The following is a 19,087-nucleotide window of genomic DNA, read 5'->3' as shown; positions in this document are numbered from 1 at the left end:
AGGGCGTCGCGATCATTCGACGGTGACGGATTTGGCCAGGTTGCGGGGCTGGTCGACGTCGGTGCCCTTCTGGACAGCCGTGTAGTAGGCCAGCAGTTGCACCGGCACGGCATAGACGAGCGGTGCGATCAGAGGGTGGCAGTCCGGGGCGTGGATGCGCTGGATGCCCGCGCCGTGCGGATCGGGCGCCGTGCGCGGCGCGATCATGATGACGGGACCGCCGCGCGCGGCGACTTCCTGCAAGTTGGAGGCGGTCTTCTCGAACACGTCATCCAGCGGGGCCAGGGCGATGGTCGGTGTGGCCTCGTCGATCAGGGCGATGGGGCCGTGCTTGAGTTCTCCGGCGGCGTAGCCCTCGGCGTGGATGTAGCTGATCTCCTTCAGCTTCAGCGCGCCTTCCATGGCGAGCGGGAACATGGCGCCCCGGCCCAGGAACAGGACGTCGGTGGCCTTGGACAACTCGGCCGTCACCGCGCGGATGTCGGCGTCCATCTGCAGCGCCTCGGCAATCAGGCGCGGGGCCTCGAACAGGGCCTTGACCAGTTCGCCCTCGCTCTGGCCGTCGATCTTGCCGCGCGCGACACCGGCCGCGACGGCCAACGCGAGTAGGGCCGAGACCTGGGCGGTGAAGGCCTTGGTGGAAGCGACGCCGATCTCGGGGCCCGCGTGGGTCGGCCACAAGACATGGGCTTCGCGGGCCATGGAGGATGAGTGGACATTGACGATGGCGGCGGTTTTCAGTCCCTGGGACTTGCACCAGGTCAGGCTGGCCAGGGTGTCGGCGGTTTCGCCCGACTGGCTGACGGCGACGGCCAGGGTGCCCGGCGTCACGGCCGGGGAGCGATAGCGGAACTCGGACGCGATCTCGACGTCGCAGGGCAGGCCCGCCAGCTTCTCGAAGGCGTAGCGGCCGATCTGGCCGGCGTAGAAGGCGGTGCCGCAGGCGACGATCTGGATGCGGTCCACCTTGGCGAAGTCGATAGCCCCGGCCTCCAGCGTCTGCACCTTGGCCTTGCCGGTCACCAGGTCGAGATAGTGCGACAGGGTGTGCTGGACGCTGTCGGGCTGTTCATGGATCTCCTTTTCCATGAAGTGGCGATAGGCGCCCTTCTCGACCATGGCCGAAGACGCGCTGACCTGGACCACCGGCCGGTCGACGGCCGCGCCCGAGGCGTCGAACATCGTGGCACCGGCCCGGGTCACGGCGACGAAATCGCCTTCCTCCAGATAGCTGATCTTCTGGGTGAACGGCCCGACCGCCAGGGCGTCGGAGCCCAGATACATCTCGCCTTCGCCCCAGCCGACGACCAGCGGCGAGCCCTTCCTCGCACCCAGGATCAGCTCGTCCTCGCCCTCGATAAGAACTGCCAGGGCATAGGCTCCCGTAAGCCGGTCCAGCGTGGCCTTGAAGGCCTCCAGCGGAGCCTTGCCGCCCGACAGTTCGTGGTCCAGCAGGTGGGCGACGACCTCGGTGTCGGTCTGGCTTTCGAAGACGCGGCCAGCGGCCTGAAGCTCGGCCTTCAGCTCAGCGAAGTTTTCGATGATGCCGTTGTGGACCAGGGCGACGCGGCCGGCCTTGTGCGGGTGGGCGTTGGGCGTCGTCGGCGCGCCGTGGGTGGCCCAGCGCGTGTGGCCGATGCCGACGGTGGCGCTCAGGGGTTCGGTGGCGAGGACGGCCTCCAGCTCGCGGATCTTGCCCTTGGCGCGGCGGCGTTCGATGCGGCCGTCGACCATGGCGGCGACGCCGGCAGAGTCATAGCCGCGGTACTCCAGCCGCTTCAGGCTGTCGATCAGCCGGGGAACCGCCGGGCCCGTGCCCGTCACGCCGATGATGCCGCACATGAGATGTTCCCCTTCGTCGGCCCGTCGCGCGCGCCGAGCGCGTGAAGGTGACGGCCTTCGCAGTGTCGTCTAGGACGGCCTTTACACGTCATCACCTAAATTGGCGTTTCGGATGATTGCGGCGGAGGGGTCGGCCATGGGCGAGCGCAAATACTTCGGTACGGACGGGATCCGGGGCCGCGCCAACGTCAGCCCCATGACGGCCGAGGTGGCGCTGCGGGTCGGGCTGGCGGCGGGGCGGCTGTTCATGTCGGGCGACGACCGACGGCACCTGGTGGTGATCGGCAAGGACACCCGCCTCAGCGGCTACATGATCGAACCGGCCCTGGTGGCCGGCTTTTCCTCGGTCGGGATGGACGTGCTGACCTTTGGCCCGATCCCGACGCCGGGCGTCGCCATGATGACCCGGTCCATGCGCGCGGATCTGGGCGTCATGATCTCGGCCTCGCACAACGACTACGCCGACAACGGCATCAAGCTGTTCGGCCCGGACGGATACAAGCTGTCCGACGAGATCGAGCTGAAGATCGAATCGATGATGGACGAGGGCCTGGACCAGGGCCTGGCGGCGTCCAGCGCCCTCGGCCGGGTCAAGCGGATCGACGACGCCCCGCCCCGCTATATCGAGATCGCCAAGGCCGCCTTTCCCCGCCATCTGTCGCTGGCGGGCCTGCGGATCGCCATCGATTGCGCCAACGGGGCCGGCTACAAGGTCGCCCCCACGACGCTGTACGAACTGGGGGCCGAGGTCTGCGCGGTCGGGGTCTCGCCGAACGGGACCAACATCAACGCCGATTGCGGCTCGACCCATCCGGCCTCGGTCATACAGGCGGTCCGGGACAAGCGCGCCGACATCGGCATCGCCCTCGATGGCGACGCGGACCGGCTGATCATCTGCGACGAGAAGGGTCAGGTCGTTGACGGCGACCAGATCATGGCGCTGATCGCGCGCGACTGGGCCCATCGCGGCGTGCTGAAGGGCCAGGGCGTGGTCGCCACGGTCATGTCCAATCTGGGTCTGGAGCGCGCCCTGCTGGCCGAGGGCCTGAGCCTGGAGCGGACCCGGGTCGGCGACCGCTACGTCATGGAGCGGATGCGCGAGGGCGGCTTCAACCTGGGTGGCGAACAGTCCGGCCACCTGATCCTGCACGACCACGCCACGACCGGCGACGGCCTGATGGCGGCCCTGCAGGTGCTGGCCGTACTGGTCGAGAGTGGTCGGCCGATGAGCGAGCTGGCGCGCCAGTTCGAGCCCGTGCCCCAGCTGCTCCAGAACGTGCGGTTCAATGGCGGCAAACCTCTGGACGACGCCAGGGTCAAGGCCGCGATCAGGGACGGCGAGGCGGCGCTGAACGGGCAGGGGCGTCTGCTGGTCCGCCCGTCGGGCACCGAGAAGCTGATCCGCGTCATGGCCGAGGGCGACGACGGCGCGCTGGTGAAGCGGGTGGTCGCCGATGTGTCGGCGGCGGTGAAGGCGGCGGGTTAGGCCCTCAGGGCACCGGCCACGTCCTCGATCCGCTTGCGGATGTCCGGCACCGCGATGGTCTCCCAGAAGGCGGCGCGGGCGGGGGGGCCGAGGACGAACAGGGTCGAGGCGGGGCGGCCCTCGCGGTCCAGGACGCGGCCGAGGGGGTCGAGGTCGAGGCCGAGGCGCAGCGGATCGAGCCGCGCGCGCCCGCTATGGATCAGGGGCGCGGTCAGGGGGTCGGCGTCGGCGGCGTGGCCGGGGCCGGTGCAGTCGATCAGCCACGGCGCCGTCAGAGGCGGGGCCTCGCCGCGTCGGGCCCGCCAGTCCAGGCGCACGCCGCGATCGTCGGCGGTGATCGCGCGGACGCGGCCGGTGACGATCGTCAGCCGGCTCTCGGCGGTCAGTCGATCCATCGTGACACCGATCGTCGTCGCCAGCCGGTGCCGATGCACGTCCCAGAAGGGGCGCAGGTGGCGCACGATCCTGCGGCGGGTCGCCAGGTCGGCTTGCATCCACAGCTCGGCCGTGATGGGGCGGAGACCCTCCATGACCTCGCGCCAGCCGCCGCCCCGCGACAGGCGGCGGGCTTCGTTCAGGCGCAGCGAAAGCGGACCCGACAGTAGGGTCTCGGTCGGTTGGCGGGGGGGATCGGGACGTTCGCCGTGGACCCGGGGCATCAAGCCGCGCCGCGACAGGGCGGTGGCCCGTCCGGTCCAGCCGCGCCCGTCCAGCATCAGCAGCATGTCCACCATGGTCAGGCCGGTGCCGACGATCAGGACGTCGTCGTCGGCTCCGATCCGGTCCAGCGCCCCGGTGGCCCAGGGGTCGGCGATGACGCGGGGTGAGGCACCGGCCTCGGCGGTGCGCGGGGCCGGGTTGCCGGTCGCCAGCACGACCGCCCGCGCCGCGATGACGCTGCCGTCGGCCAGCTGCACGCCGTCAGCCGCGATCTGCGCGACCTCTGCGACGACGCGGCGGATCGTGCCGGGATGGGCTGTTTCCACTGTCCTCAGACGATCCTGGACATAGAGGCCGAAGACGCGGCGCGGTGCGAAGCGGTCGGGGTCGGCGGAGTCAGGGTGGTGGGCCTTCAGCCAATCGACGAAATGCGCGGGCCGGTCCGCCAGGGCGCTCATCCGTGACGAGCGCACATTCAGCAGATGGCCGTCGAAGGGGGTGGAATAGGCGACGCCCAGGCCGAAGTCCGCCGTGCGGTTCACGATCGTCGAGGTCACGCCCCGCTCGGCCAGCCGCGCCGCCAGCATGGCTCCGGAGAACCCGCCGCCGACGATGGCGATGCCTTCAGCCTGTCCGGACATTCGCCCCCCTTCGCCGGGCGCTTCTGGACCGCGTCGCGGGCGGGGTCAAACGCGGGTGGACTGGTTTCCGCTGTCCCGCCAAGCTAGGGATTTCGTCATGCGCGACCACCCTGCGACCTCCCTGACCGGCTATCCCGACCTGCCCGAGGCCGAGCGGCTGGCGCGGGCCGAGGCGTTCCGCGCCGCGATGGCGACGCGCCGAACGGTGCGGGACTATGCAGACCGCCCCGTCGATCGCCGGATCGTCGAGGCGGCCATCCTGACGGCCGCCGGCGCGCCGTCCGGCGCCAATCACCAGCCCTGGTTCTTCGCCGTGATCGAGAGCGCCGGGGCCCGCCGCCGCATCCGCGAGGCCGCCGAGGCCGAGGAGCGGGAGTTCTATGCCACCAAGGCCCCGCAGGAGTGGCTGGACGCCCTGGCCCCCCTGGGCACCGATCCGGACAAGAGCTTTCTGGAGGTCGCGCCCGTCCTGATCGCCGTCTTCGGCCAGAAGCGCGGGGGCCCCCGGCCGGGGGACGCCAAGAAGAACTACTATGTCCCCGAGAGCGTCGGCATCGCCACGGGCTTCCTGATCGCGGCCCTGCATCAGGCGGGGCTGGCGACGCTGACGCACACTCCGGCACCGATGAGTTTCCTCAGCGAGATCTGCGGACGACCGGAGGGGGAGAAGCCCTTCCTGCTTTTGGTCGCGGGTCATCCGGCGGCGGACGCGACCGTGCCCGTCGCCGCTCTGGACAAGAAGCCGCTGGACGCGGTGGCGGCCTGGATTTAACCCGCGAGGCCTGTTCGCCGGAGTTTTCGCCATGAAACGCCTCGCCCTCGCCGCGTCCGTCATCGCCCTGGCCGGTGCCGCCGCCTTTGGATCATCGACGCCCGCCGACGCCTGGGGCGCGACCGGGCACCGGCTGATCGGCGTCGCGGCCATGCGGGCCCTGACGGACGAACTGCCGGCTTTCCTGCGCGAGCCCGGCGCGGTCGCCGAGGTCGGCGAGCTTTCGCGCGAGCCCGACCGCACCAAGGGCGCGGGCCAGCCGCATGACCGCGAGCGCGACACGGCGCACTTCGTCGATCTGACGGACGACGGCCGGGTGATGACCGCCGCCGGGCCGACGCTGGCGGAACTGCCGGAACTGAAGAGCGAGTACGATGCGCTGCTGCTGGCGGCGGACATCAAGGTCAACGACGCTGGATACCTGCCCTATGCGATCATGGACGGCTTCCAGCAGCTGGCGCGCGACTTCGCCACCTGGCGCGTGCTGAACGCGGCCGAGGCGCGCGAGACCGATCCGGCCAAACGCGCCTGGTACCGCGAGGACCGGCTGCGTCGCGAGGCGCTGATCCTGAGGGATATCGGATATTTGTCGCACTACATCGGTGACGGGTCGCAGCCGCATCATCTGTCGATCCACTACAACGGCTGGGACCGGAACACGCCCAACCCCGAGGGCTTCACCACGTCGCGCCAGACGCACGGCGCGTTCGAGGGGGCCTTCACCCGCCGCACGGCGCGGCTGGATTTGGTGGAGGCCGCCATGCCCGCTCCGGCCCTCGACGGGTTCGAGATGCGCCCACGCGTGGCGGCCTATCTGACGGCGGGTCTGGGCCAGGTCATTCCCTTCTACCGCCTGGAAAAGGCGGGCGGTTTCGTCGACGCCGACCCGCGCGGGGCCGAGTTCGTCACGGTCCGGCTGTCCGCCGGCGCAGCCGAGCTGCGCGACCTGATCACCCTGGCGTGGCGCGACGCGGGCACCCAGTCCATCGGCTGGCCGGCCGTGCGGGTCGCCGAAGTCGAGGCCGGAACGGCCGATCCCTGGGGCGCGATGGTGGGCGAGGACTGATCGGTTTGGTCGACGCCAACGCCCCCGTCGTCATCCTCGACAAGCCGCAGCTGGCCGACAATATAGGCGCGGTGGCGCGGGTCATGGCGAACTTCGGTCTGGACCGGCTGAGGCTGGTCAGCCCGCGCGACGGCTGGCCCCAGGACCGGGCGTGGGCGGCGGCGTCCGGGGCCGACTGGGTGCTGGACGGGATCGCGGTGTTCGACAGCGTGGCCGACGCCGTCGCCGACCTGAACACGGTCTTCGCCACCACCGCCCGTCCGAGGGAGACGCGTCAGCCGGTTCGCACCCCGCGCGAGGGGGCGCGGGTCCTGTTCGACGACGCGGGATCGGGCCTGTCGGTTGGCCTGCTGTTCGGCGGGGAACGGGCCGGGCTGGAGACCACCGACATCGCTCTGTGCCAGGGCATCGTCACGATCCCCATCGACCCCCGCCATCATTCGCTCAACCTGGCCCAGGCAGTGGCGATCAACGCCTATGAGTGGCGCACCCTGATCCTGGACGCCCCACCGCCGAGCTTCCGTGAGGGCGATCCGCCTGCCATGGGGGCGCTGATCGAAGGGATGATGGGCCATCTGGAGATCGAGCTGGAGGAGGGCGGTTTCTTCTATCCGCCGGAGAAGAAGCCCTCGATGATGCAGAACCTGCGCGTCATGCTGGGCCGCGCCGCCTTCTCCGAACAGGAGGTGGCGACCTTCCGCGGCGTGATCCACGCCCTGTCGAAGGGGCGGGGACGGCGGCTTGAGAAGCTTGCGGCGCAAAATCGTCCGTCATTCCGGGGCGGCGTAGCCGAACCCGGAACCCAGGCCGGCGAGGACTGAGTCATGGTGGCCGCCGACGCTGTGATCGCCGTCTACATGATGGCCAGTCGGCGGAACGGCACGATCTACACGGGCGTCACGAGCGCCCTCGTCACCCGGGTCTGGCAGCACAAGACCGGGTTGACGAAGGGGTTCGCGGAGGAACTCGGCTGCAAGACGTTGGTTTGGTAAGAGCAGCACGGCTCGATGATCGAAGCGATCGTCCGAGAAAAGCAGATCAAGAAATGGCGCAGGTCGTGGAAGATCGCCCTGATCGAGGCCGAGAATGAGTCGTGGAACGATCTGGCTCGGCATTGGTAGGACTGAGGGTGCGCCCGAGGAAACACCCTGGGTTCCGGGTACCGCTTCGCGGCCCCGGAATGACGGTTAAAGGGTGTCGAGAAACGCAGACACCGTCTGCGTCGCCGGGCCGTAGACGCCCTCGTCGAACAGGGACGCGCCCAGGCTGGGCTCCAGATTGATCTCCACCGTCCGCGCTCCGGCCATCCGAGCCTGACGCACCAAGCCCGCCGCCGGGTAGACAGCGCCCGAGGTGCCGATGGAGACGAACAGGTCGCAGGCCGACAGCGCCCGCTCGATCCGGTCCATATGCAGTGGAAACTCGCCGAACCAGACGATGTGCGGGCGCAGCCAGCCGTCGGGGCTGAACGGACTGTCGTGGAAGGCGTCGAGGTCTTCGGTCCAGTCGCAGACGTGGCCGGTCGCCGTGCAGACCGCCTTCAACAGCTCGCCGTGCATGTGGATCAGCTCGAACCCCGGGGCGGGCGGTGTCTCTGCATGGGCGCGGTCGTGCAGGTCGTCGACGTTTTGGGTCACCAGGGTGATCCGGCCAGACCAGCGCGCGGCGAAGTCGGCGATGGCGCGGTGCGCGGCGTTCGGCTGGACCTCGGCCAATTGGCGGCGGCGCGTGTTGTAGAAGTCCTGAACCAGCGCCGGATCGCGCGCGAAGGCCTCGGGCGTCGCCACGTCCTCGACCCGGTGCCCCAGCCACAGCCCGTCGTCGGCCCGGAAGGTCGGCACCCCGGATTCGGCCGAGATGCCCGCGCCGGTCAGGATGACGAGGTTACGATGACGCATGGCGTTTCATGGCGCCCCCAGCTTCGTCTAGGAAGGGCCAACGCCTGCAGGAGACCCATCCATGAAAACCCGCGCCGCCGTCGCCTTCGAGGCCAAACACCCGCTCGAGATCGTCGAGGTCGACCTCGAAGGGCCACGCGCCGGCGAGGTGCTGGTCGAGATCAAGGCGACCGGCATCTGCCACACGGACGCCTACACCCTGGACGGTCTGGATTCGGAGGGCATCTTCCCGAGCATCCTGGGTCACGAGGGCGCGGGCGTGGTGGTCGAGGTGGGGCCGGGGGTTACGAGCGTCGCGGTCGGCGACCATGTGATCCCGCTTTACACGCCGGAATGCCGCCAGTGTAAGTCGTGCCTCAGCCGAAAGACCAATCTTTGCACCGCCATTCGCACGACCCAGGGCAAGGGGTTGATGCCCGACGGCACGTCGCGCTTCAGCTACAAGGGTCAGGCCATCGCCCACTACATGGGCTGTTCGACCTTCTCGAACTACACCGTGCTGCCCGAGATCGCGGTGGCCAAGATCCGCAAGGACGCGCCGTTCGAGAGCGCCTGCTACGTCGGCTGCGGCGTGACGACGGGTGTCGGCGCGGTGGTCAACACCGCCAAGGTCGAGCCGGGCGCGAACTGTGTGGTCTTCGGGCTGGGCGGCATCGGGCTGAACGTCATCCAGGGGCTGAAGATGGTGGGGGCCGACATGATCGTCGGCGTGGACATCAACGACACCAAGGAGGAATGGGGTCGCCGCTTCGGCATGACCCACTTCGTGAACCCGAAGAACGTGTCCGACGTCGTCGCCCACCTGGTCGAACTGACCGGGGGCGGGGCTGACTACACCTTCGACTGCACCGGCAACACCACCGTCATGCGCCAGGCGCTGGAGGCCTGCCACCGGGGCTGGGGCGAGAGCATCGTCATCGGCGTGGCCGAGGCGGGCAAGGAGATTTCGACGCGGCCGTTCCAGCTGGTCACCGGCCGGGTGTGGCGCGGATCGGCCTTCGGCGGCGCGCGCGGGCGTACCGACACCCCGCGCATCGTCGACTGGTACATGGACGGCAAGATCGAGATCGATCCCATGATCACCCACACCCTGCCGCTGGAGCGCATCAACGAGGCCTTCGACCTGATGCACGCCGGCGAGAGCATCCGCAGCGTGGTGGTGTTCTAGGTCCGTTGCATTGAAAAACGGACTCGGCTAGCGTCGCCATACAACAGGGAGGAGATCACCATGTTCACCCACGTCACCGTCGGTGCCAACGACATCGAGGCCTCGCGCCGGTTCTATGACGCCGCGCTGGGCGCGCTGTGCATCGATGCCGCAGCGGGTCCGGACGCCAAGGGCCGGTTCTGGTGGCGCACCAAGATGGGGGCCTTCGCAGTCGGCGCGCCGATCGACGGCGACCCGGCCTGTCACGCCAACGGCGGCACCATCGGTTTTCACGCGAAGACGCCCGAGATGGTCCAGGCCTTTCACGACGCCGGGGTGGCCGCGGGCGGCACGGCGATCGAGGACCCGCCCGGCGAGCGCAACGGGCCGTTCGGAACGCTGATCCTGGCCTATCTGCGCGATCCCTCGGGCAACAAGGTCTGCGCCATGCACCGGCCGGGCTGAGGTCGCAGGGGGTTCCTTCCGGGGCCGGGACGCCTACATGCGCGTTACGGATTCAACGACCACAAGGAACCCTCCCCATGGCCTTCACCCTGCCGCCCCTGCCCTATGCCCATGACGCGCTGGAACCGGCCATCGACAAGGAGACGATGACCTTCCACCACGACAAGCACCATCAGGCCTATGTCGACAATCTGAACAAGGCGGTGGACGCGGACGCGAGTCTGCAGGGCAAGTCGCTGGAAGAGTTGTTCGCAGGGGTCTCCTCCGCGCCCAAGGCCGTGCGCAATAACGGTGGCGGTCACTGGAACCACGCCCTGTTCTGGGAACTGCTGGCCCCGGCGGGGCAGGGCGGGGAGCCCTCGGCTGAGCTGTCGGCCGCGATCGACCGCGACCTGGGCGGGCTGGACAAATTCAAGGAGGCGTTCAACGCCGCCGGGGCCGGCCAGTTCGGCTCGGGCTGGGCCTGGCTGATCGTCCAGGACGGTAAGCTGAAGGTCACCTCGACGCCGAACCAGGACAACCCCTTGATGGACGTCGCCGACGAGCAGGGCGCGATCGTTCTGGGGGCCGATGTCTGGGAGCACGCCTATTACCTGAAGTATCAGAACCGCCGGGCCGACTATCTGAAGGCCTTCTGGGAGGTGGTGAACTGGAACAAGGCGAACGAACTGTTCGCCGCCGCCACGGCCTGATCGGCACCCTCTGAACCGCCGGGGCGGGTCGTCGCGAAACCTTTGCGACCCGCCCACTGGCGCCGGCGAAAGACGCGCCTATCTCAGCTTCGCCATTCCGCTTCGAAGCCGAGGTTCATCGATGTCGTCCCACCTTAAACTGGCCGCCGCGGGCGTGCTGCTCTCCGGCCTGATCGCTGCCGCCGGTTGTTCCCAGCCCGCCGAGACCCCCGAGCCGGCAACGGCCGAGGCCGCCCCCACGAGCCCCGACGTCCAGCGTTTCCGCGTCGGCAGTCTGGAACTGGTCGCCCTGCGCGACGGCGGACTGACCGGCCTGCCCAACGACAACACGGTCCTGGCGGTGGGCCAGACGCCCGAAGAGGTCTCCGCCCTGCTGACGTCCGCGGGCCTGCCCGGAGACACCCTGGACCTGTCGATTCAGCCCCTGCTGGTGCGTGACGGCCAACGACTGGTGCTGATCGACGCGGGCGGTGGGGCCAGCATGGGTGCCAACGCCGGCAAGCTGGTCGCGTCGCTCGCCGCCGCCGACGTCCAGCCCGGTCAGATCACCGACATCCTGATCTCGCACGGCCACGGCGACCACGTCGCGGGCCTGGTCGACGGAGCCGGGGCCCTGACCTTCCCCAACGCCACAATCCGCATGACGGCCGCGGAATGGACCGCGATCCAGGCCGACGCCCCGCTGGCCGCCCTGGTCACCGCGATCACGCCCAAGGTCGAGACCTTCGAGCCCGGCGCGCAGATCACCCCGGCGATCAAGGCCTATGCCATCGACGGCCATACGCCCGGTCACACCGGCTATGAGCTTTCGTCGGGCGACGAACGTCTGGTCTATATCGGCGACGCCATGCACCACTCGGTGATCTCCGTGCAGCAGCCGACCTGGACCATCGCCTTCGACGGTGACGAGGCCACGGCCGAGGCCAGCCGCCAGGCGCTGCTCAGCCGCGCGGCGTCCGAGAACCTGCTGATCTATGCCGTCCACTTCCCCTATCCGGGCGTGGGTCGCATCCAGCGGCGCGAGGACACCTTCGTCTGGGTGCCGGAAACGCCGGCGTCCTGATCAACCCCGGCGACTTGACCTGAGGGGGGCGGGCCGTCATAAGGCCCGCTTTCCCGCGCCGGGCCCTGTCCGTCGCGTGAAATCTACTACGGACGATGCGTGGACCGCCGTTGAGATCGTCTCTCCATCTGGGGAGGGACCGGGCCGCATCAAGTTGAAGAGAACCGAATGTCCAAGCGCCACAGCGCCAAGTACAAGATCGACCGCGCCATGGGTGAAAACCTGTGGGGTCGCTCCAAGTCCCCCGTCAACAAGCGCAGCTACGGCCCCGGCCAGCACGGCCAGCGCCGCAAGTCGAAAGTCTCGGACTTCGGCCTGCAGCTGAAGGCCAAGCAGAAGCTGAAGGGCTACTACGGCAACATCACCGAAAAGCAGTTCTCGTCGATCTATGACGAAGCCACGCGCCGCAAGGGCAACAGCTCCGAGAACCTGATCGGCCTGCTGGAGTCGCGCCTGGACGCCATCGTCTATCGCGCCAAGTTCGTCCCGACGGTCTGGGCCGCCCGCCAGTTCGTCAGCCACGGCCACGTCACCGTCGACGGCAAGAAGGTCGACATCGGCTCCTACCGGGTCAAGCCGGGCCAGGTCATCGAAGTCAAGGAGAAGTCCCGCGCCATGGCGCTGGTGCTCGAGGCCCAGCAGTCGTCGGAACGCGACGTTCCCGACTATCTGGAACTGGGAGACCGCGGCTTCTCGGTTCGCTACGTCCGCGTACCGGAACTGGCCGACGTGCCCTATCCGGTGAAGATGGAGCCGAACCTGGTCGTGGAATACTACTCGTCCTGATCAGTCTGCGCTCAAGCAGCGAGCGGCCGCGCCGCGAGCGGTAGCGCCACAAGCAAGGGCCCCGGAGCGATCCGGGGCCCTTTCGTTTCAGCCTGCGACATTAACAGAATATCAGATGCGCCCGTCGCCGAATTGGGGGACTATCGGTCCGTGGCTGTTCTCAGAAGGATCGGCGGCATGGCTTCCATCCGCGCCCTCTCCCTGATCGTCGCCGCCGCCCTGGCGACATCCGCCTGCGCCCTGTTCCCGCGCGGCGACGCGACCGTGCGCACCGCCGCCATGCCGGGCCAGCTGGAGCCCATCCACGCGGCCGCCATCACCCGCGATCTGGCGGTCTTCTGGGTCAGCTCGAACGGCTGCACGGACAAGGACGACCTGACGCCGATCATCGATCGCGCCGGCGACGGCTCGACCATCACCCTGCGTCGCATCGACGAGGACACCTGCGACCGGCCCATGGCCGACGGTGTCGAAATCATCTGGTCGTTCGAGGAATTGGGCCTGCCCCCCGGATCGCGCGTCCAGGTCAACAACCCCTATCAGCTGCCGCCCTCGATCTAGGCTGGATCGCTGGCGCCGAGCGCCGGGTTCTCGACCGCAACCAGCTGGCTGTGGATGACCGAGACCAGGGTGCCCGGGTGCTGGCTCTCGACCTGGATGCGGGCATGCAGCTGGCGCGACAGAGCCTCGACGATGCTGGTGCCCAGGCCGGGGGCGGCGCTGACGGCGTCCTTGGGCATGCCCACGCCGTCGTCACGGACCGACAGGGTCCAGTTGGGCCCGTGGGCCTCATAGCAGACGATGATCGTGCCGGAGCGTCCCCCGGGAAAGGCGTGCTTGAGCGCGTTGATCACCAGTTCGGTCACGATCAACCCCAGGCTGACCGAGACGTCGGCGGCGGTGGCGCTGTCGTCCGCCTCGACCCTAAGCGTCAGCCGCGTCGGGTCGTGGATCATCGAGGCGGCGATGCTCTTGCAAAGCTGCGTGAAATAGGGGGCCAGTTCGACCTCGCCCAGACGGGACGCAGCCAGTTGCTGTTGCAGGGCGGCGACCGACATGACCCGGCTGTGGGCATCCCTCAGATGCAGGCGCGTCTCGTCGGATTGGGCCTTGCGCGCGCTCTGCAGGATGACGCTGGCGATGATCTGCAGGCTGTTGGCGACGCGGTGCTGAAGCTCCTGCAAAAGGATGCCCTTCTCGCGCAACAGGTCGTCGCGCAGCTTGTCATCGGCGCGCCGGTCGGTGACGTCCACGACTGTCACCAGAAGGCGGACCGGCTGGTCGGACGCCAGCACCAGGCGTTGGGCCTTGATGACCAGCTTGCGCATGCCCTGGCGCGGACCCTTGAGGTCCATCTCATAGGCGTCGATGTCGGCGTTCCCCCCCGCCGTGGCTTCGAGCAGAGCTCTCAACTGGGGGCGATTCCACTCTCCGGTGCCGATCTCGCCCAGGAACCGGCCCACGATCCTGTCAGGATCCACGTCGAACGCTCGGCAAAAAGAGCTGCTGGCCCCCACGACCCTCATCGACTCGTCCAGCAGCAAAAGCGGGGCGGCGGAGCCTTCGATGACAGCCAGAGCCAGGCTCAGCGGACCATCGGGATGCAGTGGCGGGTGGGCAGCCATGGCTGACCCTTCAGGTGATCCGGAGACTCGCGAAGCGAAAGCCATACCCGGCCGAGATGTGCGGAAAAGATCAGCGGCCGACTTTAGGGGGCCGAATGAAAGCGTGCTGGAACCTTTTGCGGCAGGGCGCACTACGCGCAACCCCTAAACTGTCGTCGGCCGAGATTTTCCGGCCCGGTTATGGCAACGCTTAAGCAGACGGACGGCCGCTTCTGACGATTACCTTCGCTCGAAGGTCGCCAGCATGTCGGCGGGGATGCGGGTGGGTCGCATCGTCGTCGCCTCGACCAGGCACCACTCCGACACCCCTTGCGCGCACAGCCGGCCTTCGCCGTCCTCGATGCGGACATAGCGGGCGAAGCGGGGACCTTGGGGGTCGCCGACCCAGGTGCGGGCGACGACGGTCGAATCCGGCATCAGGGCGCGCAGGTAGTCGATCTCGTGGCGCAGGGCGACCCACGACCACTTCGTCCGGGTCTCGGCGTCGAAGCGGGCGTTCCAGTGGGCGGTGCCTGCGTCCTGCAGCCAGCCGACATAGACGACGTTGTTGACGTGGCCGTTGTCGTCGATGTGCTCGGGCCGGATCGTCAGCGGCATCGCGAAGACCTCGCGATCCGGGCGCGGCTCCAGCGTCTTGCGGGCCATGGCGATCAGCCCTGGCCGGTCGGGACGCCCTTTTCAGTCAACAGGGCCTGGAGCTCTCCGGCCTGGAACATCTCGCGCACGATGTCCGATCCGCCGACGAACTCGCCCTTGATGTAGAGCTGGGGGATGGTCGGCCAGTCGGTGAAGGCCTTGATGCCGTCGCGCAATCCGTCGTCCTGAAGCACGTCGACGCCGACGAACTCGACCCCGACATGATCCAGGATCTGCACCGCCAGCGAGGAGAAGCCGCAGCGCGGCGCGTCCGGCGTGCCCTTCATGAACAGCACCACCGGATGGTCGGCCACCGCCTGGGCGATGAAGGCATGGATGGGATCGGCGGAGGTGGCGGTGTCGGTCACGGGAGACGCCTTTCGTGTGCGGCCGTCAGCTATGCACCGCAGGCAGGCGGGTCAAGGTCGCGGGCGATCACGCCGTCGCGAGTCGAGCCGTGTTTCAGGCCGCGACCCTTGCCATCTCGATCTGGGCGGAGAGGCCGGGGGGCATGTCCCGCTCGGGCACGGCGGCCAGGACCGCCAGCCGGTCCTCGCTGTCGGCGCGGATCAGGACGCTGGCGACGGCCGGGTCGGTCATGGCGTGCGCCAGGCAGATGGCCTCGGCCGTCCAGTTGGGGGTGCGGTGCAGGAAGGCGAAGGTGCCCGCGCCGGACAGGGGGTCCTCCCTGGACCGGTCGGGCTTGCCACCGCCGAAGCCGAACAGGCCCTTCTTGACCGGCTGATGGGCGGTCGCGGCCTTCTTGTCGGTGTTCAGGGCCTCGGGGAAATAGTCGTAGGCCAGGATGACCATGTCCTGTTCGCGCGCCGCCCGCATGCGGCTGCGGACCCGCCAGTCGACATTGACATGGAAGGGCGTCGCCAGAACGTCGAAGGCGCCGGTCGAGACATAGGCGTCCATGACCTCGCCATCCCCAGCCACGCCCAGATAGCGGACCCGTTCGGTGGCGCGCAGGGCCTTGAGCGCCGTCAGAGAGTCCTGGGGCAGTTCATGCTCGCCGGGCTCTTCCAGGAGCGCGAGGTCGAACCAGCCCAGCCCCGAGACGTGCAGGCAGCGATCGATCGCGCCCGTCATCCCCTCTGCCGAGAAGTCGCGCGCCGAGCCCTTGCGGCCATCGCCGGCGCCCAGTTGCAGGCTGACGTGCAGCAGCTTGCGGTCCACGTTCGACAGCGCCTGGCCGACCACCTCGGCCAGAACCGGGTCGGCGGTCTCCAGCCGGTAGGAGTTGATGCCCGCCTCCAGCGCCGAATAGATCAGGCCGCTGGCCGCCTCGACGCCGCGCGCGAGACCGTCGGTCCCCAGGCTGAGCGTCAGGCTGGAAACGGCGCCGCCAGAGGCGCCGAAGGGGCGGTATCGCATCGTCAGTCTCCCTTGGCCGGGGCGGAGGTTTCCAGCGCCAGGGCATGGAGTTCGCCACCCATCCGGCCCTTGAGCGCCGCATAGACCAGCTGGTGTTGCCGGATACGGGGCAGGCCCTGGAACGCCGCCGAGACGATGCGCGCGCGATAGTGGTCGCCGTCGCCCGCCAGGTCGTCGATCACGATCTCGGCGTCGGGAAAGGCCTCGGCCAGGCAGGCGTGCAGCGTTTCGACGGGCATGGGCATGGAAACGGAGGGCTCCGCAGGTTCAGCCGGCAGGATGCCCCGTAAACCTTAATGGGCCACTACGCCCGGCGATCGCCCGCTCGCAACCGAATGGATCGGTCCGCGTTCACGGCTAAGGTTCCACAGCTTCACCGGGGGTTTCCCATGCGCATCCGTCTTCCGTCCGTCCTCGCCCTGTCCGCCATCGCGGCCCTGTCGGCGGGCGTCGTCGCCTGCACCGAGGCCGAACAGGACCAGACCGCCGCCGAGGCCGACGCCGCCGGTGACAACGCGGAAGCCGCCGCCTCCGAAGCGGGCGAAGAGCTTCAGGAAGGCGCCGCCGCCGCCGGCGAGGTGCTGGAGTCCGGTGCCATGAAGGCGGCCCAGGCCGTCGAGGAAGGCGCGGGCAACCTCGCCGACAAGCTGGAAGAAAACCAAGCCGAGGCCGCTGCCGAAGGCCGTCCGGGCGCGACCCCACCGGCCGAGCAATAAGGTCTCATCCCCTCCCGCTCATCCCGGCGAAAGCCGGGACCCAGTTCTTTGGGCGATGAGCGGATGAGAGGGTCGTGAAGGCCAGTCCAGCAGGCAGTGCCTTACGAAAGCACTGGGTCCCGGCTTTCGCCGGGATGAGCGGGTTAGGGCTCAGGCCCCTTCGGCCAAAACCGCGTCGATGAGGGCGCGGGCCTGTGCGCTCGACCAGTCCGCTTCGCCCGAGAAGGCCGCGCGGATATTCCCCTGACGGTCCAGCAGGATCGTCTGGGGCATCTTGCCCTTGCCCGGAAACTCGAACGGCAGCTGGAAGCGGGTGTCGGAATAGAAGGGCAGGGGATTGTGCACGTCGATGAAGGACCGGGCGTCGGCCACCGCGTCCTCGCCCGTGTCGACGTTGATCGGCAACACCACCAGGTCGCGCCCCTCATAGGCGCTGGCCAGGGTCGCGATGGTGGGCATCTCGGTGCGGCACGGCGCGCACCACATGGCCCACAGATTGACCAGCACGACCTTTCCCCGGAAATCGGCGAAGCGAGTGTCGGCTCCATCGCGGGTCTTGAAGACGTAGTCGGGCGCGGGCACCAGAGCCGCCGGGGCCTCCAGAGCGGCCAGCGGGCCGACGGCGAAGCGGGCCAGTTCGCTCTGTTCGGCCTCGGCCGGCGTCGCGGCTTTGAAAGGACCGGCCCCCATGGCGTATAGGGTGCCGACCGTTCCTCCGGCGAGGACGGCCAGCGCCAGCGCCCCGCCGATCCAGACGCCCTTTTTCGAGCCGCTCATGCCCCACTCCAAAGACCCGGCCGAGACTAAGGCCGCGCCGTCGCCCGAAGGTCAAGGCATGTGGGGCGGCCGCTTTTCGTCGCGCCCGGCCGACATCATGCAGGCGATCAACGTCTCCATCGGCGTGGACCGGCGTCTGTGGGCTCAGGATCTGGCCGGATCGCGCGCCCATTGCCGCATGCTGATCGCCCAGGGGATCGTGGGCGCCGAGGACGGGGCGGCGATCCTGTCCGGGCTGGACACCATCCAGGCCGAGATCGAGGCCGGGACCTTCCCCTTCCGCGACGAGTTCGAGGACATCCACCTGAACGTCGAGGCGCGGCTGTCGGAACTGATCGGCGAGGCGTCGGGGCGGCTGCACACGGCGCGTAGCCGCAATGACCAGGTCGCGGTCGATTTCCGTCTGTGGGTCCGGGACGCCTGCGACCGAACGGGCGAGCAGCTGAAGGCCTTGCAACGCGCGCTTTTGACCCGCGCGGAGCAGCATGCGGGCGACCTGATGCCCGGCTTCACTCATCTGCAGACCGCCCAGCCGGTGACCCTGGGCCACCACCTGATGGCCTATGTCGAGATGTACGGGCGCGACGCCGGTCGCTTCGCCGATGCGCGCGCCCGCATGAACGAGAGCCCGCTGGGTGCGGCGGCGCTCGCCGGGTCGCCCTTCCCGATCGACCGCCATGCGACGGCGACGGACCTCGGCTTCGACCGACCGATGGGCAACAGCCTGGACGCGGTGTCGGACCGGGACTTCGCATTGGAGACCCTGGCGGCGGCCTCGATCTGCGCCGGGCATCTGTCGCGGCTGGCCGAGGAGATCGTGGTGTGGATGACGCCGATGTTCGGCTTCGTCACCCTGCCCGACGACCTGACGACCGGCTCCTCGATCATGCCGCAGAAGAGGAACCCCGACGCGGCCGAGCTGGTGCGGGCCAAGACGGGGCGAATCATGGGATCGTTCGTCGCCCTGTCGACCGTGATGAAGGGCCTGCCGCTCGCCTATTCCAAGGACATGCAGGAGGACAAGCCGCCGGTGTTCGAGGCCATGGATGCGCTGGACCTGGCGCTCACCGCCATGACGGCGATGGTCGCGGCGCTGAGGCCGAATACCGCGCGCATGGCCGAGGCGGCGGGCTGGGGCTATTCGACCGCGACAGACCTGGCCGACTGGCTGGTGCGCGAGGCCGGGCTGCCGTTCCGCCAGGCGCACCATGTGACCGGGGCGGCGGTGAAGCGGGCGGAGGCGCTGGGCGTGGGACTGGAGCAACTGGCGCTGGCCGAATTGCAGGCGCTCCACCCCCGCGTCACCGAGGATGTTTACAAGGTGCTCACCCCTGAGGCTTCCTGCGCCAGCCGCCAGAGTTTCGGGGGCACGGCGCCGGAACAGGTCCGCGCGCGCATCGCCGACTGGAAGACGCGTCTCGCGTGAAGGATCAAG

23 protein-coding genes are annotated in these 19,087 nt (G+C 68.8%); 14 read left to right on the top strand and 9 right to left on the bottom strand.

Translation table 11 applies throughout. The annotated features are described in order from the left end of the window. Positions 1 to 12: 12 nt before the first annotated feature. The gene (glmS, locus tag ABN401_RS13045; protein WP_349685294.1) at positions 13 to 1,842 is read right to left on the bottom strand and encodes a glutamine--fructose-6-phosphate transaminase (isomerizing); all 1,830 of its coding nucleotides are present in this window, start codon (positions 1,840 to 1,842) and stop codon (positions 13 to 15) included. A 136-nt stretch (positions 1,843 to 1,978) separates the two neighbouring features. Between glmS and glmM the strand changes: the two genes are divergently transcribed. Beyond that, positions 1,979 to 3,328, top strand: coding sequence for a phosphoglucosamine mutase (gene glmM, locus ABN401_RS13040; protein WP_349685293.1), 1,350 nt, complete (start codon positions 1,979 to 1,981; stop codon positions 3,326 to 3,328). On the opposite strand, the gene ABN401_RS13035 is transcribed toward glmM, so the two are convergent. Beyond that, on the bottom strand, positions 3,325 to 4,629 hold the full coding sequence (locus tag ABN401_RS13035; protein ID WP_349685292.1) for an FAD/NAD(P)-binding protein: 1,305 nt from the start codon (positions 4,627 to 4,629) through the stop codon (positions 3,325 to 3,327). The two genes, glmM and ABN401_RS13035, sit on opposite strands and share 4 nt — an antisense overlap. 97 nt (positions 4,630 to 4,726) lie before the next feature. Between ABN401_RS13035 and ABN401_RS13030 the strand changes: the two genes are divergently transcribed. Genes ABN401_RS13030 through ABN401_RS16420 form a run of 5 tightly spaced genes read left to right on the top strand, consistent with a single transcriptional unit; the run spans position 4,727 to position 7,588 of the window. Continuing rightward, positions 4,727 to 5,401: a nitroreductase family protein gene (locus ABN401_RS13030; RefSeq protein ID WP_349685291.1), complete on the top strand. Its 675-nt coding sequence runs from the start codon at positions 4,727 to 4,729 to the stop codon at positions 5,399 to 5,401. Positions 5,402 to 5,432: 31 nt separating this feature from the next. After that, positions 5,433 to 6,467: a phospholipase C/P1 nuclease family protein gene (locus ABN401_RS13025; RefSeq protein WP_349685290.1), complete on the top strand. Its 1,035-nt coding sequence runs from the start codon at positions 5,433 to 5,435 to the stop codon at positions 6,465 to 6,467. 5 nt (positions 6,468 to 6,472) lie between these two features. Continuing rightward, positions 6,473 to 7,288, top strand: a complete 816-nt coding sequence (locus tag ABN401_RS13020; RefSeq protein WP_349685289.1) for an RNA methyltransferase — start codon at positions 6,473 to 6,475, stop codon at positions 7,286 to 7,288. A gap of 3 nt (positions 7,289 to 7,291) precedes the next feature. Next, positions 7,292 to 7,459, top strand: coding sequence for a GIY-YIG nuclease family protein (locus ABN401_RS13015; protein ID WP_349685288.1), 168 nt, complete (start codon positions 7,292 to 7,294; stop codon positions 7,457 to 7,459). Between the two features lie 15 nt (positions 7,460 to 7,474). Next, positions 7,475 to 7,588 (top strand): GIY-YIG nuclease family protein, encoded by a 114-nt coding sequence (locus ABN401_RS16420; protein WP_490424186.1) that lies wholly within the window; start codon positions 7,475 to 7,477, stop codon positions 7,586 to 7,588. 66 nt (positions 7,589 to 7,654) lie between these two features. Here the strand turns inward: ABN401_RS16420 and ABN401_RS13010 are convergent, their stop codons facing one another. Further along, on the bottom strand, positions 7,655 to 8,365 hold the full coding sequence (locus ABN401_RS13010) for an NAD-dependent deacylase (RefSeq protein WP_349685287.1): 711 nt from the start codon (positions 8,363 to 8,365) through the stop codon (positions 7,655 to 7,657). A gap of 61 nt (positions 8,366 to 8,426) precedes the next feature. Between ABN401_RS13010 and ABN401_RS13005 the strand changes: the two genes are divergently transcribed. The 6 genes from ABN401_RS13005 (at position 8,427) to ABN401_RS12980 (ending at position 13,079) form a co-directional block, all read left to right on the top strand. Next, complete coding sequence (locus ABN401_RS13005) at positions 8,427 to 9,533, top strand: S-(hydroxymethyl)glutathione dehydrogenase/class III alcohol dehydrogenase (protein ID WP_349685286.1); 1,107 nt, start codon at positions 8,427 to 8,429, stop codon at positions 9,531 to 9,533. 60 nt (positions 9,534 to 9,593) lie between these two features. After that, positions 9,594 to 9,977, top strand: coding sequence for a VOC family protein (locus ABN401_RS13000; RefSeq protein ID WP_349685285.1), 384 nt, complete (start codon positions 9,594 to 9,596; stop codon positions 9,975 to 9,977). A gap of 77 nt (positions 9,978 to 10,054) precedes the next feature. Beyond that, entirely contained in the window at positions 10,055 to 10,669 is a 615-nt protein-coding gene (locus ABN401_RS12995) for a superoxide dismutase (protein WP_349685284.1), read from the top strand. 121 nt (positions 10,670 to 10,790) lie between these two features. Beyond that, a complete protein-coding gene (locus ABN401_RS12990; RefSeq protein WP_349685283.1) occupies positions 10,791 to 11,732 on the top strand; it encodes an MBL fold metallo-hydrolase in 942 nt (313 codons plus the stop codon). Positions 11,733 to 11,900: 168 nt separating this feature from the next. Then, positions 11,901 to 12,518, top strand: a complete 618-nt coding sequence (rpsD, locus tag ABN401_RS12985; RefSeq protein WP_349685282.1) for a 30S ribosomal protein S4 — start codon at positions 11,901 to 11,903, stop codon at positions 12,516 to 12,518. A gap of 177 nt (positions 12,519 to 12,695) precedes the next feature. Beyond that, positions 12,696 to 13,079, top strand: a complete 384-nt coding sequence (locus ABN401_RS12980) for a hypothetical protein (RefSeq protein WP_349685281.1) — start codon at positions 12,696 to 12,698, stop codon at positions 13,077 to 13,079. Here the strand turns inward: ABN401_RS12980 and ABN401_RS12975 are convergent. The 5 genes from ABN401_RS12975 to ABN401_RS12955 all read right to left on the bottom strand — a co-directional run bounded on the left by ABN401_RS12975 (position 13,076) and on the right by ABN401_RS12955 (position 16,404). Next, entirely contained in the window at positions 13,076 to 14,143 is a 1,068-nt protein-coding gene (locus ABN401_RS12975) for a sensor histidine kinase (protein WP_349685280.1), read from the bottom strand. The two genes, ABN401_RS12980 and ABN401_RS12975, sit on opposite strands and share 4 nt — an antisense overlap. Before the next feature lie 219 nt (positions 14,144 to 14,362). After that, positions 14,363 to 14,788, bottom strand: coding sequence for an acyl-CoA thioesterase (locus ABN401_RS12970; RefSeq protein ID WP_349685279.1), 426 nt, complete (start codon positions 14,786 to 14,788; stop codon positions 14,363 to 14,365). 5 nt (positions 14,789 to 14,793) lie between these two features. Next, positions 14,794 to 15,147 carry a Grx4 family monothiol glutaredoxin gene (gene grxD / locus ABN401_RS12965; protein ID WP_349685278.1) on the bottom strand — a complete coding sequence of 118 codons (354 nt, stop codon included), beginning with the start codon at positions 15,145 to 15,147 and terminating at the stop codon, positions 14,794 to 14,796. Between the two features lie 94 nt (positions 15,148 to 15,241). Continuing rightward, positions 15,242 to 16,159 carry an aldo-keto reductase family protein gene (locus ABN401_RS12960; protein ID WP_349685277.1) on the bottom strand — a complete coding sequence of 306 codons (918 nt, stop codon included), beginning with the start codon at positions 16,157 to 16,159 and terminating at the stop codon, positions 15,242 to 15,244. Positions 16,160 to 16,161: 2 nt separating this feature from the next. Beyond that, a complete protein-coding gene (locus ABN401_RS12955; RefSeq protein ID WP_349685276.1) occupies positions 16,162 to 16,404 on the bottom strand; it encodes a BolA/IbaG family iron-sulfur metabolism protein in 243 nt (80 codons plus the stop codon). 144 nt (positions 16,405 to 16,548) lie between these two features. Between ABN401_RS12955 and ABN401_RS12950 the strand changes: the two genes are divergently transcribed. Then, positions 16,549 to 16,875 (top strand): hypothetical protein, encoded by a 327-nt coding sequence (locus ABN401_RS12950; RefSeq protein ID WP_349685275.1) that lies wholly within the window; start codon positions 16,549 to 16,551, stop codon positions 16,873 to 16,875. A gap of 150 nt (positions 16,876 to 17,025) precedes the next feature. On the opposite strand, the gene ABN401_RS12945 is transcribed toward ABN401_RS12950, so the two are convergent. Further along, positions 17,026 to 17,652, bottom strand: a complete 627-nt coding sequence (locus ABN401_RS12945) for a TlpA family protein disulfide reductase (protein WP_349685274.1) — start codon at positions 17,650 to 17,652, stop codon at positions 17,026 to 17,028. 58 nt (positions 17,653 to 17,710) lie between these two features. Here ABN401_RS12945 and argH point away from each other — a divergent pair, with 58 nt between their 5' ends. After that, a complete protein-coding gene (gene argH, locus ABN401_RS12940; protein WP_349685368.1) occupies positions 17,711 to 19,078 on the top strand; it encodes an argininosuccinate lyase in 1,368 nt (455 codons plus the stop codon). Positions 19,079 to 19,087: the final 9 nt, after the last annotated feature.

The organism is Brevundimonas aurifodinae, assembly GCF_040195595.1.
Taxonomy (GTDB): domain Bacteria; phylum Pseudomonadota; class Alphaproteobacteria; order Caulobacterales; family Caulobacteraceae; genus Brevundimonas; species Brevundimonas aurifodinae.
Note: the sequence above shows the minus strand (reverse complement) of the source record. Positions and strands in the feature narration are given on the sequence as shown.